Origin of the sequence: Pseudoalteromonas spongiae UST010723-006 (assembly GCF_000238255.3) — a bacterium.
Classification (GTDB): domain Bacteria; phylum Pseudomonadota; class Gammaproteobacteria; order Enterobacterales; family Alteromonadaceae; genus Pseudoalteromonas; species Pseudoalteromonas spongiae.
Genome location: NZ_CP011039.1, coordinates 2,701,871 through 2,714,617 on the forward strand (window position 1 = coordinate 2,701,871; position 12,747 = coordinate 2,714,617).

The window sequence follows — 12,747 nt, forward strand, 5'->3', positions numbered from 1 at the left end:
TCGATAAATTACTTTACATACGACAAGTCAAAATGAAACTGAAAGTGAGAGTATTTGCCAAGCTCACTTTCAACCTTAATTGTGCCATTTGCCTGTTTTGTAAATAATCCGATAAGCGTATGACCAAGTGAACTAGCTTGATTAAACTGCTCTATATCAAAGCCGGTTCCGTTATCTTTGATTAATAAATCCAGCCCTTTCCCCGCTTCTTCAGCAAAAATTGTGATCAACCCTTTTTCTGAACCTTCTGGGAACGCATGCTTTTGAATATTTGTTAGTACTTCATTTATAACAAAGCCAATCGGCACCATAATACTAATTGGCAAATATATCGCTTGCCTAGGTAGCTGAAGTTCTACCTTGTAAGGGGCGTGGTTAATGCCATCTAATAAGATTAATTGTGCTAACTTAGCAGTGTACTCTACAAAGTTAATTTTAGAACTATTCTCTTGCTCGTAGAGCAATTGATGTACCAGCGCAACTGAACGTATGCGCTGCTGACAGGCTAGTAACTCGTTTGCAGCACTTTCTGGCACATGCTGTTGTTGCAGCTTTAATAGACTGGTTATCACTTGTAAATTATTCTTTACGCGGTGATGAATTTCGTTGAGCAAAATACTTTTCTCTTCAAGCATGTTGCTGAGTCTATCATTTGCCGCTAATAACTCCGAAACATCCGACACTGTTGCCAAATAGTTGATTTCCATATTATCTGCATAACGCGTAATACACACCTCAACGGGTAACGATTCGTTATCTAATGCAAGTAGCGCCTGAAATGGTTCGCTTGTTGGGTGTTGTGTGGTTAGATCATTTATTATAGTGGCGATTTCTTGCTGATCTTTTTCGGTAAATACATCAATAAAATTACAGGGGCTTAATCCCTGTGTAAACGGTGACAGCATCACAACGGCTTTAGCATTCAACCAGTCAATACGCCCTTGCTGGTTGAACAAAATAATTCCCTCCGACACGTGATTTACAACCAGCTTGAAACGTTCTTCATTCTCAAGTAATTGCTGCTCAAAATACTTTCGCTCGCTTATATCATGTGCAGAACAAATAATATTAGACCCCGTCTCAGCCTTAGTATCCAAATGGGCAACCACAACATCAACTTTGTAAAACCGTTCATCGACCCAAATTTGACTATCAAATCGCTGTTCGACACCTGTGCTTTTCAGCTTCTCAATAGCGTTTTGTAGCTGTTTTTTAGTGGTTGGATCACGTTGCCATGCCTGTGTATTTGTAAGCTCGATATGTTGTTTATTCGTACTATTTTGCAAATCATAATTAGCTGTAATCACCTGACCTTGTTCATTAATAATCACAACATATGAAGACAAACCATTAATAATAGAGCTAAGAAACTTTAGTTCTTGATTGAGCCCAGCGATCTCTCGCATATCTCTTAAAATACTGACACTTTGAAACTCATCATTTTCTAAAAAACTGCCAATGGCTATTTGCAATGGGATCCGTTGGTTTTTCTTGTCAATTCCGTAAACGCTGCGCCGATCCAACATATTTTTAGACTGTGTTTGTTTAGTAAATTCTTTACGATAACCCTGATGTGCTTCTTTTAATTCCCGAGCCATTAAGTCTTCAATAAATTTTTCCGAGAATTCACTTGGCGAATAACCAAATAGCGCCTGCGCAGCATGGTTTGCAGCTAGCACTTTACCGCGATTATCGGCGTGAATTATACCGTCTGGCGATGCATCAAACAGTTTTCCAAATTTGCCAACCGACTGGTTTAATTTGTTGATATGCCATATAACTAATCCTGTAAATACGATAATAACCAAGCAAATCATCGCTGATATTAAGTAACTATAGAAAAGCTGTGTCTCAATGCGATTTAAAAACACCTGATTTGACCCCCTGATATTCGGAAGTACTTTCTCAACGATGTTGTTTACTGCACTCGCAGCAATGGTGTCATCTATTTTTACCAGCTTATCTAATTCGGATACTGATAACTCTTGAGGTACTGAGAAGTGTTTTTCTAAGTTTTCATTATATTCATCAAGCGTTGATTCAAGTAGCATCAAATTGTCTAGCACGTCTTTTTCTGATGACAGATGACGAATTTCTTCAATCAATGATTTCGCTTTTTTATAACTAGATTGCGCACCAAAAAAGTAATGACGTTGTTGACGAATAATGTAATTTTTGAAGTGATGGATAAATCCAGAATATCCAACCGTACGCTCTAACTCATGCAACGTAATTAACAATTCAGTGTTAACAGTAATAACTTGTGACAGCGTCGCTTGCTCTTTTTTTAAACTTTGTGAATTAAAAAACGTTGTTCCCAACACAAAAAGATTACACATTAACGACAACAACAAAATAAGGCTAATTTTACGAGACTTTGTCACCCCACACTCCTGATATCCGTTCACTGTAGGTTTAGAACTAATGCTAACAATCACCTGTACGACTTGATAAAGTATTAGTAACTTTATAAGTTAAATCAATTTTTTAACGCAATAAAAAAGCCAGCGCATTGCGCTGGCTTTTTTGACAAGTAGGTAACTTGGAAGATGAATTACATCATTCCACCCATGCCACCCATGCCACCCATACCGCCCATATCTGGTGCAGCTGGCGCATCTTGAGGGATTTCAGCAACCATAGCTTCTGTAGTGATCATAAGACCAGCAATTGATGCTGCGAATTGTAGTGCTGAACGCGTTACTTTTGTTGGGTCAAGAATACCCATTTCTAGCATATCGCTGTATTCGCCAGTTGCAGCGTTATAACCGTAGTTACCTTCACCTGCTTTAACCGCGTTTACAACTACTGATGCTTCATCACCTGCGTTAGAAACGATTTGACGAAGTGGCGCTTCCATTGCACGTAGAGCAACTTTAATACCGTGGTTTTGGTCTTCGTTATCACCTGTTAGGCTTTCGATTTTGCTAGCAACACGTACTAGCGCAACACCACCACCAGGTACAACGCCTTCTTCAACCGCAGCGCGAGTTGCATGCAATGCATCTTCAACGCGGTCTTTCTTCTCTTTCATTTCAACTTCAGTCGCAGCACCTACTTTGATTACTGCAACACCACCAGCTAGTTTAGCTTGGCGCTCTTGTAGCTTTTCTTTGTCGTAGTCTGACGTTGCTTCTTCGATTTGTGCTTTAATTTGGTTAACACGTGCGTCAATTGCGCCTTGCTCACCAACACCATCGATAATTGTTGTGTCATCTTTAGTAATAACAACACGCTTCGCTGAACCTAAATCTTCAAGCTGAGCTTTTTCTAGGTCAAGACCCACTTCTTCAGAGATTACTGTACCGCCAGTTAGAATTGCGATGTCTTGTAACATTGCTTTACGACGGTCGCCAAAACCAGGTGCTTTAACCGCTGCAACTTTCACGATACCGCGCATGTTGTTAACAACTAATGTTGCTAGTGCTTCGCCTTCTAGGTCTTCAGCAATAATAAGTAGCGGCTTGCTTGCTTTTGCAACAGCTTCAAGTGTTGGTAGAAGCTCACGAATATTAGATACTTTTTTGTCTACAAGTAGAATAAATGGGCTATCTAGTTCAACTACACCTTTCTCAGCATTGTTGATGAAGTAAGGCGATAAGTAACCGCGATCAAACTGCATACCTTCAACAACGTCTAGTTCATTTTCAAGTGCTTGACCGTCTTCAACAGTGATAACACCTGACTCACGACCAACGCGCTCCATTGCATTTGCAATGATGTCGCCGATTTCTGTGTCTGAGTTAGCTGAAATAGTACCAACTTGTGCAATTGCTTTTGTGTCTGCGCATGGAACAGATAGTGCTTTAAGCTCTTCAACAGCTGCTGCAACTGCTTTATCAATACCGCGCTTAAGATCCATTGGGTTCATACCCGCAGCTACTGATTTAAGACCTTCGTTTACGATTGATTGTGCAAGTACAGTTGCTGTCGTTGTACCGTCACCCGCTGCATCGTTTGCTTTAGATGCAACTTCTTTAACCATTTGTGCACCCATGTTTTCGAACTTGTCTTCAAGCTCGATTTCTTTTGCAACTGATACACCATCTTTAGTGATTACTGGTGAGCCGAATGACTTGTCTAAAACAACGTTACGGCCTTTTGGACCTAAAGTAACTTTAACTGCATCTGCTAATACATTTACACCCGCTAGCATTTTAGCGCGAGCATCACCTGCAAAACGTACGTCTTTTGCTGCCATGATTTAATTCCTTAAAATTCTGTTAAAACCGATAATTTAGAAACGAAAAATTAACCAACAATACCTAGGATATTGTCTTCACGCATGATCAAGTATTCTTGACCGTCGATTTTTTCAGTTTTTTCTACGTAAGAGCCGAAAAGAACTGTGTCACCAGCCTTAACTTCTAGTGCACGCACTTCGCCGTTCTCTAACACGCGGCCATTGCCCGCTGCAACAACTTCACCACGTGAAGATTTTTCGGCAGCCGAACCTGTAAGTACGATACCGCCTGCTGATTTAGTTTCTTCTTCAAGACGCTTTACGATAACGCGATCATGTAATGGACGAATGTTCATTATGGGTTTTTCTCCTGATTTAATTTTCTATCTCAGAAATAAGGCCTAAAGGCCCAAAAAAGTTAGTTATGCAATTTATGGGGATTAAAAAATAGATCCCAAGGGGTTTATTGCAAATTTTTTAGTCTTTTCGCTCAAACTCACCCTCTAATGTATTAGACGGTTTATTTGATTGAATATGTGTTTCAGTAAATTGCTCACGCTTTGGTGACTGAGTGTGTGTGAAAGATGAATAATAAAAGCCACCACCTTGCTGCGGATTGGTCATTTTCACCTTAGCTTGCGACATTAAATTAGCGGCAAGACGCTTACGCACAACTGGAGTTAGTAACAAAAAGCCGAGTACATCCGTCATAATACCTGGGGTTAATAGCAACACACCGGCAATAATCACGCATAAGCCCGCAAATAGTTCTTCTGCCGGCATTTGCCCTTGCGCCATTTGACCTTGCACGTTTTTCAACGCATCTGTTCCCTGTTGCTTTACTAATTTAGCACCGACAAAAGCAGTTACAATAACAAGCGCAATGGTACTCCAACCACCAATCACTTCGCTTACCTGAATAAGTAGAGCTATTTCAACAATCGGGATAACAATAAAAAGAAAAAATAAGGCTTTAAACATAGCGCTTCCTTAAAAATAGATGAAATGAATATTGGGGTTTTCAGGTCTTAATTCAAGCTTAGGAAAAATACAGCTTAAAGAATCACTCTTTTCGCTGTTATCTAATCACCCTGTTTTAATGATCATTCATGATATTTAATGTATAAAATGTGAGACTTACACATTTTCTGAAGGTTCAGTATGGCTAATTATCAATTAGTACTAACAACGTGTGCAACAAAAGATGACGCACATGCCATTGCAAAAACACTGCTCACAAAGAAACTTGCTGCCTGTGTAAATGTCTTACCGCAAGTTGAATCTTTTTACATGTGGCAAGGTAAAATGGCACACGATACGGAAATTAAGCTGTTTATAAAAACCCATGCAGCAAAAACTCACGTATTAATCGACACATTAAAACAGATCCACCCGTATGATGTGCCTGAAATTCAAGTGATCAACATCACTGATGGCAATGACGAATATTTTAGTTGGATAGATGAGGTACTCGCGTAATGCGCTTTATAACTTTTGGCTGTGTGCTGTTATTAAACACCCTTTTTGCCTTTTTAGGTCAACCGGCAAACGCCAATACCACCTTTAATGATCTTATAAAAACCAATCAACCTCAGTTTTTAAAAGTCGATGAAGCATTTAAAATCGATTTTGATCAGCAAGGCTCAACCTTATTTATAGGCTGGGATATTGCTGATGGTTATTACCTTTATAAAGAAAAGCTAGAATTTGTTGCCAAAGGTGCTGAGTTAACACTACCAAAATTACCTAAAGGTACTGACCACGAAGATGAGTACTTTGGTAAAACGCAAGTGTATTTTAATGAGCTCACCACAGTCTCTAAACTCGATAATGTAGTAGAGGGTGCTTACGTAAAAGTCCGCTACCAAGGCTGTGCCGAAGCGGGGTTATGTTATCAACCTGTCATTGTGGAAATCCCACTAACGGCTTTTCAAAGTTCATCATCTGACAAAACTACGAACGATAGTATTTCAGAAGCACCAGTAGCGCCTTCAAATGAATCTAACAGTGAGTTATCACTTACAGACAAGTTAAACCAGCAAAGCTTACTAACTAATTTAGCCATCTTTTTTGCATTGGGTTTAACACTGGCCTTTACACCGTGTGTATTCCCAATGTTCCCTATTCTTTCGAGTTTAATTGCAGGCCAACAAGGGTTATCAACTAAACGCGCGTTCACTTTATCATTTGTCTATGTGCAAGGTATGGCAATTACCTATGCGCTACTAGGTTTAGTAGTGGCATCACTTGGTGGCCAAGTACAAGGATACATTCAGCATCCTGCAGTACTGATTAGCTTTAGTATTTTATTTGTGTTGTTAGCACTTTCGATGTTTGGCTTATATGAATTCAAATTGCCAGAAAGTTGGATGACGCGCTTAACGCAATTATCGAATAACCAAAAATCAGGCAACTACCTAGGCGTATTTATGATGGGTGTATTGTCTGGTTTAATCGCCTCGCCATGCACTACAGCGCCATTGTCTGCTGCATTATTATATGTTGCACAAAGTGGCGACTACTTTGTCGGTGGCATTACGCTGTATGTGCTAAGCCTTGGTATGGGTATTCCACTTCTATTATTAGGTACCTCTGGCGGTAAGTTATTACCAAAAGCAGGCGCTTGGATGGAGCAAGTAAAAACCTTATTCGGCTTTATTATGCTAATGGTACCGCTGATTTTATTAGAGCGCATCGTACCTTGGCATATTATTGTAATGATTGGTTCAGGCTTATTATTAGTAACCGGTGTTTACCTTTATTACTGGCATACTCTTACTACAAATAACAAAGGCAAAACTGTGCTCTGGTTAGTTTCGTTTGTCATGGTGTTTAGTGCACTTACGTCAATTAGCCAACAAATTTGGCCTTCAGACTCTGCGAAAGTAACAGCAAATACATCTGCTGATGTACACGGCCAGTTTATTCACGTTACTAATTTAGAAGAGCTAGATGCAGAAGTGAGTAAAGCAGCAGCACAAGGAAAGCTTGTGATGTTTGATTTATACGCAGACTGGTGTGTTGCTTGTAAAGAGTTCGAAAAGTACACTTTCCCAAATGCTGACGTGCAAGCAGCGTTTAAAGACTATGTATTAATTCAAGCTGATTTAACTGAATCAAATGATACCACTATCGCCTTTATGGAACGCTTTGATGTATTCGGCTTACCGACAATCTTATTCTTTGACCGTCAAGGCGAAGAGTTACCTGACCATCGCGTTACTGGTTTTCAAAGTGCTGATGAATTTTCAGCCCACTTAAGCGCCCTTTCTAATAAATTCTAACTACCTCGGTCTAATCAGCAAACCATCCTCCCCTGCTGATTAGACCAGTATTTTGCTGCTATATTCTGCGAACTCTCTATAATAATACGCCATCGTGAGAAAAACTTGCTATTTACCACGACAAACCTTAAGTTAAACGTGGAATTTAGAAAAAATAGCAAACCTCAATGATTTAATAGGAAGTTCACGAAAGATGACTGCACGTTTACGAGTTTTAGTATTAAATGGCCCAAATTTAAACATGTTGGGCAAACGCGAACCTGAAATATACGGTGCGCAAACATTAGCTGAAATAATGCAACACTTAACTCAGTACGCAGATTCAAACAACGTGGCACTGACGCACTTTCAAAGTAATAGCGAAGCCGAATTAATCTCTACGATTCATTCAGCATTTGAGCAGGTTGATTTTATTATTATTAACCCTGCCGCATTTACGCATACCAGCGTAGCACTGCGCGACGCATTACTCAGTGTGGCGATTCCTTTTGTTGAGGTACATCTGACAAATATTTATCAAAGAGAAGCGTTTCGCCATCACTCCTACTTTAGTGATGTTGCAAAAGGCGTTCTTTGCGGATTTGGTGCGAACGGTTACAAAATGGCATTAGACACTATTTTGGCCGATCGCTAAACACACATTTAAATAAAATATTATAAGGCGGGTCGTTAGAATGGATATTCGCAAAATCAAAAAGCTTATTGAACTTGTTGAAGAATCAGGTATTGCTGAATTAGAAATCACGGAAGGTGAAGAGTCGGTACGTATTAATCGTCATAGCTCTGCACCAATGGCTGCTCCAGTTCATTACGCTGCGGCTCCTGCTGCTGCGCCAGTAGCAGCTCCGGCAGCGGCACCTGTTGCAGCTGAAGAATCAGCAGCACCTGCTGTTGTTTCAGGCCACCAAGTTAAATCACCAATGGTAGGTACATTCTACCGCGCATCTTCACCTGAAGCGGCATCATACGTAGAAGTTGGCGACACAGTAAGTGTTGGCGACACATTATGTATCGTAGAAGCAATGAAGATGATGAACCAAATTGAATCTGATAAAGCGGGTGTTGTTAAAGCGATCTTAGTAGATAACGAAGATGCTGTTGAGTTCGACCAACCTCTATTTGTAATCGAATAACACACGCAGAAGGCAACCCTTATGTTAGATAAAGTTGTAATTGCAAACCGCGGCGAAATCGCCCTGCGTGTGCTGCGTGCATGTAAAGAGCTCGGTATAAAAACTGTTGCTGTGCACTCAACTGCAGACAAAGACCTAAAACACGTTTTACTTGCAGATGAAACCATTTGTATTGGTAAGCCACCTGCATCTGAAAGCTATTTAGATACAACACGTATCATTGCGGCGGCAGAAGTAACTGACGCTGTAGCAATTCACCCAGGCTACGGTTTCCTATCAGAAAATGCTGACTTTGCTGATCAAGTAGAGCAAAGTGGTTTTATTTTCATTGGCCCGAAAGGCGACACTATTCGCATGATGGGTGACAAGGTTTCAGCAATCGACGCTATGCGTAAAGCCGGTGTTCCTTGTGTTCCAGGTTCTGATGGTCCACTTACAGACGACAGCGAGCGCAACAAGCAAATCGCAAAACGCATTGGTTACCCAGTAATCATCAAGGCTGCTGGCGGCGGCGGTGGTCGTGGTATGCGTGTAGTGCGTAGCGAAGAAGAGCTAATTGATTCAATTGCATTAACGCAAACAGAGGCGAAGCAATTCTTCAATAATGGCGTTGTTTACATGGAGAAATTCCTTGAAAACCCACGTCATATTGAAATTCAAGTACTTGCTGACGGTCAAGGTAATGCGGTTCACTTAGGTGAGCGTGATTGTTCAATGCAACGTCGCCACCAAAAAGTGGTAGAAGAAGCACCAGCACCAGGTATTACAGCAGAAATGCGTAAAAACATTGGTGAGCGCTGTACACGTGCATGTGTTGAAATTGGCTACCGCGGTGCAGGTACATTTGAGTTCTTATACGAAAATGGTGAGTTCTACTTTATTGAAATGAATACACGTATTCAGGTAGAACACCCAGTAACGGAAATGGTTACAGGCATCGATCTGATTAAAGAACAGCTAAAAATTGCAGCAGGCCAACCATTATCAATTACTCAAGATGATATTGTTATTCGCGGCCATGCGATTGAATGCCGTATCAATGCGGAAGACCCTGAAACCTTTATTCCATCACCAGGTAAAATCACACGATTCCATCCTGCTGGCGGCTTAGGTATTCGCTGGGACAGCCACATTTACGCTGACTACTCAGTCCCACCGCATTACGATTCAATGATTGGTAAGCTTATCACTTACGGTGAAAACCGTGACGTAGCGATTTCACGTGCTAAAAACGCACTGAACGAGCTTGTAATTGATGGTATAAAAACCAACACCCCACTTCACAAGAAAATTCTTGCTGATGAAAACTTCCATAATGGTGGCACAAACATCCACTATTTAGAGAAGAAATTAGGGTTGTAAATCCTTAGAAAAAAGCCAGCAGCTGCTGGCTTTTTTATTTCTCTAATTTTGACTTGTACAGTTGCGAACATTTAATAATCAATTGATTAATAAAATACATTTTTTACCCTATTGGCTAGTGACAAGGCAATTAAAAGTTCTTATACTTCTCACCGCTTAGTCATTAAGTAACTATAACTAACGCGTCTTAAATGGCCCTATAGCTCAGTTGGTTAGAGCACACGACTCATAATCGTTAGGTCCCTGGTTCGAGTCCAGGTGGGGCCACCATTTATTATTGTTGCAAAACGTAATAACACTCTCAAATATTCGCACCCTAATGCTGTAAATCGTCTAGCAATTTGTGTTTTCAAATCATTTTTATCTGCTTAGTAGAAATATTTAACTACGACTATCAACCACCTCAATTCGGTAACAAAAATAACAATCCATTTACATTTGTTTATATTTCAGTTGATTAAGATGTAGACGCAGAACAAAAAATGAGCAAGTATAAATTTACTTAGATAACAACTAAGTACTCTTTTCGGGTAGCAGCAAACATTTAGAACAGAATTTATAATAAGGATGCGGAATGATAAGCTTAATTCTATATTTCACACTGCAGTTACAAGCGAGTGGCATTGCTATGGATACAGGCGCAATACTTTCAGATGTTGGTGGTGCGGAAATTATGGCGTCAAATCCAAAAGATAAACCTCAAAGACCAACTAAGCCACCAGAGTAATACTAGGTTATTGGAATAAAAAAGGCGCTTCAAGCGCCTTTTTTAAAATGCAGAGTCTGCTGGATAATTTCTACCATAGAATATTTCATGCATTTCGCGTGAAAGCTTGTGACGAATTTCCTGCTGCTCAGCTTCAGATAAATCATCTGTTGTAATACCGAATAAATACGCATTTAAATCGGTTTCTTTAAGCATCATTTTGGTATGGAACAAGTTTTCTTGGTATACGTTCACGTCAATCATTTGATACGCGTCTTGCGTGTCTTCAGTCATAAAGTTCTGAATTGAATGAATATCATGATCAATGTAGTGCTTTTTGCCATCTACGTCACGCGTAAAGCCGCGCACACGATAATCGATTGTCACAACATCAGACTCTAATGAGTGAATTAAAAAGTTCAACGCTTTAAGTGGTGAGATAACACCACAGGTTGATACTTCAATATCCGCTCGGAAAGTACAAATACCGTCATGAGGATGCTCCTCAGGGTATGTGTGTACACAAATATGGCTTTTATCTAAGTGTGCAACAACTGAGTCTGGTAATGGGCCCGGCTCTTCTTGCTGAGCTGTCGCATCGGCTACTGGCTCTTCAGAGATAAGAATAGTTACACTGGCACCTTGAGGGTCGTAGTCCTGGCGAGCAACATTTAGAATATTTGCACCGATGATATCAACTACTTCACCTAAAATATCGGTTAGGCGTTCAGCACTGTACTGTTCATCAATGTATTCAATGTATTCTTTACGTTGTTGTGGTGTCTTTGCATAACACACGTCATAAATACTAAAACTAAGGCTTTTTGTTAAGTTATTAAAACCGTGTAACTTTAGCTTTTTAAATGGCTTTGGCACTATAAACCACCCTCAATTGTATAAAATAATCGCGATTTCGCTTTTGAAGAGGGCGGATTTTATATGAAAATCCCCCCACGCAAAAGTACTATTTTTGCTATTCTTCAATGATCTCGTAACTGTGTGTAATATCGACTGTTTTATCTAGCATAAGTGCTACTGAACAGTACTTTTCAGCCGACAAACTAATTGCACGTGAAAGATGCTTTTCAGACACATCTTTACCAGTAACTACAAAGTGTAGATTAATTTTAGTAAAAACTCGTGGAGTTGTTTCTGCACGCTCTGCAGAGAGCTTTACTTCAAGGTTGGAAAAGTTTTGTTTTGCTTTATTTAAAATGCTAACAACATCAACAGAAGAGCAGCAGCCTGCTGACATTAAAACCATTTCCATAGGGCTTGGCGCAGCGCTATCACTGCCTGTATCAAACACCACATTGTGGCCCGAGTTAGAAAGCCCAACGAAGGTATCTCCGTCGACCCATTTCACATTTGCTTGCATTGTTTACACTCTTATTTATTAATCTACAAACGATTGTATGTAAGCAACACAAGATAGCAATAAAAAGCGCTAACTAACAGTGTGAATATAGCTAGGAAACAGCTGAATCAAATAAGTTTTTAACGAGCCCTGAAAACTCATCAATAAAGGCATGTTGTTCAATCGTAACAGGTTGATTAACAACGCCCGATAGCACTTCCTGTAGATCGTAAACAATACCGTCAACTTCACGCATAATCACACTGCGGTCATCAACACTTAAGTCTTCATGCTGCATGCAAAAATTAATGATTTGTTCAGCAATATCATCTTCAATCAATGCCATTACTGTAGGCGCGCCTGGTCGAACTTCTCCTGGCTTTTCGAACAAGGATAAGTGTTCTGTTAAGTACATGATAAGCTCATCATAACCTTGCTGATCAATTACCATTTATTTATCTACCTACTACGTGTATTTGATATGACTATTTTAAGCAGATTAGTTAAATAAATACTACCCTGCACTTTTTTATTACTTCTAATACCAACTCTGCTCACTATGTGTTTAGCTATAACACTGATTCACTCAAATGCTCACATTGCGAAACTTTTTAACGTAGTGAGGCTACATTAATACATTTCAGCGCAACTCACTCTACAGCTAACTCGCCAAAAAAAGTGAGCTATTTAAGTAAATTGGTATCACCTTTCTTCCAATAACT

General features: G+C 39.9%; 13 protein-coding genes and 1 tRNA gene. 7 read left to right on the forward strand and 7 right to left on the reverse strand.

Annotated elements, in window-relative coordinates; genetic code table 11:
* Positions 1 to 8: 8 nt before the first annotated feature.
* The 4 genes from PSPO_RS12460 to PSPO_RS12475 all read right to left on the reverse strand — a co-directional run bounded on the left by PSPO_RS12460 (position 9) and on the right by PSPO_RS12475 (position 5,164).
* Entirely contained in the window at positions 9 to 2,384 is a 2,376-nt protein-coding gene (locus PSPO_RS12460) for a PAS domain-containing sensor histidine kinase (RefSeq protein WP_010562113.1), read from the reverse strand.
* Positions 2,385 to 2,554: 170 nt separating this feature from the next.
* Positions 2,555 to 4,201, reverse strand: coding sequence for a chaperonin GroEL (groL, locus tag PSPO_RS12465; protein WP_010562114.1), 1,647 nt, complete (start codon positions 4,199 to 4,201; stop codon positions 2,555 to 2,557).
* Between the two features lie 50 nt (positions 4,202 to 4,251).
* Positions 4,252 to 4,539, reverse strand: a complete 288-nt coding sequence (locus tag PSPO_RS12470; RefSeq protein ID WP_010562115.1) for a co-chaperone GroES — start codon at positions 4,537 to 4,539, stop codon at positions 4,252 to 4,254.
* Positions 4,540 to 4,660: 121 nt separating this feature from the next.
* A complete protein-coding gene (locus PSPO_RS12475) occupies positions 4,661 to 5,164 on the reverse strand; it encodes an FxsA family protein (RefSeq protein WP_010562116.1) in 504 nt (167 codons plus the stop codon).
* A 180-nt stretch (positions 5,165 to 5,344) separates the two neighbouring features.
* Between PSPO_RS12475 and cutA the strand changes: the two genes are divergently transcribed.
* The 7 genes from cutA to PSPO_RS21670 all read left to right on the forward strand — a co-directional run bounded on the left by cutA (position 5,345) and on the right by PSPO_RS21670 (position 10,689).
* Positions 5,345 to 5,662 carry a divalent-cation tolerance protein CutA gene (gene cutA / locus PSPO_RS12480; RefSeq protein ID WP_010562117.1) on the forward strand — a complete coding sequence of 106 codons (318 nt, stop codon included), beginning with the start codon at positions 5,345 to 5,347 and terminating at the stop codon, positions 5,660 to 5,662.
* A complete protein-coding gene (locus PSPO_RS12485; RefSeq protein WP_010562118.1) occupies positions 5,662 to 7,467 on the forward strand; it encodes a protein-disulfide reductase DsbD in 1,806 nt (601 codons plus the stop codon). Before cutA ends, PSPO_RS12485 begins: the two co-directional genes overlap by 1 nt.
* Positions 7,468 to 7,660: 193 nt before the next feature.
* Positions 7,661 to 8,101: a type II 3-dehydroquinate dehydratase gene (gene aroQ / locus PSPO_RS12490; protein WP_010562119.1), complete on the forward strand. Its 441-nt coding sequence runs from the start codon at positions 7,661 to 7,663 to the stop codon at positions 8,099 to 8,101.
* Positions 8,102 to 8,141: 40 nt separating this feature from the next.
* Positions 8,142 to 8,600 carry an acetyl-CoA carboxylase biotin carboxyl carrier protein gene (accB, locus tag PSPO_RS12495; protein ID WP_010562120.1) on the forward strand — a complete coding sequence of 153 codons (459 nt, stop codon included), beginning with the start codon at positions 8,142 to 8,144 and terminating at the stop codon, positions 8,598 to 8,600.
* A gap of 21 nt (positions 8,601 to 8,621) precedes the next feature.
* Positions 8,622 to 9,962 (forward strand): acetyl-CoA carboxylase biotin carboxylase subunit, encoded by a 1,341-nt coding sequence (gene accC / locus PSPO_RS12500; protein WP_010562121.1) that lies wholly within the window; start codon positions 8,622 to 8,624, stop codon positions 9,960 to 9,962.
* 193 nt (positions 9,963 to 10,155) lie between these two features.
* Positions 10,156 to 10,232 (forward strand) — tRNA-Ile (locus PSPO_RS12505).
* Between the two features lie 304 nt (positions 10,233 to 10,536).
* A complete protein-coding gene (locus tag PSPO_RS21670; RefSeq protein ID WP_157813512.1) occupies positions 10,537 to 10,689 on the forward strand; it encodes a hypothetical protein in 153 nt (50 codons plus the stop codon).
* Between the two features lie 42 nt (positions 10,690 to 10,731).
* Here PSPO_RS21670 and speD read toward each other — a convergent pair whose 3' ends face one another.
* From speD to PSPO_RS12520, 3 genes are all read right to left on the reverse strand, one after another.
* A complete protein-coding gene (gene speD / locus PSPO_RS12510) occupies positions 10,732 to 11,544 on the reverse strand; it encodes an adenosylmethionine decarboxylase (protein ID WP_010562122.1) in 813 nt (270 codons plus the stop codon).
* Between the two features lie 97 nt (positions 11,545 to 11,641).
* On the reverse strand, positions 11,642 to 12,046 hold the full coding sequence (locus PSPO_RS12515; RefSeq protein WP_010562123.1) for an OsmC family protein: 405 nt from the start codon (positions 12,044 to 12,046) through the stop codon (positions 11,642 to 11,644).
* A 91-nt stretch (positions 12,047 to 12,137) separates the two neighbouring features.
* Complete coding sequence (locus tag PSPO_RS12520; RefSeq protein WP_010562124.1) at positions 12,138 to 12,476, reverse strand: DUF3802 family protein; 339 nt, start codon at positions 12,474 to 12,476, stop codon at positions 12,138 to 12,140.
* Positions 12,477 to 12,747: the final 271 nt, after the last annotated feature.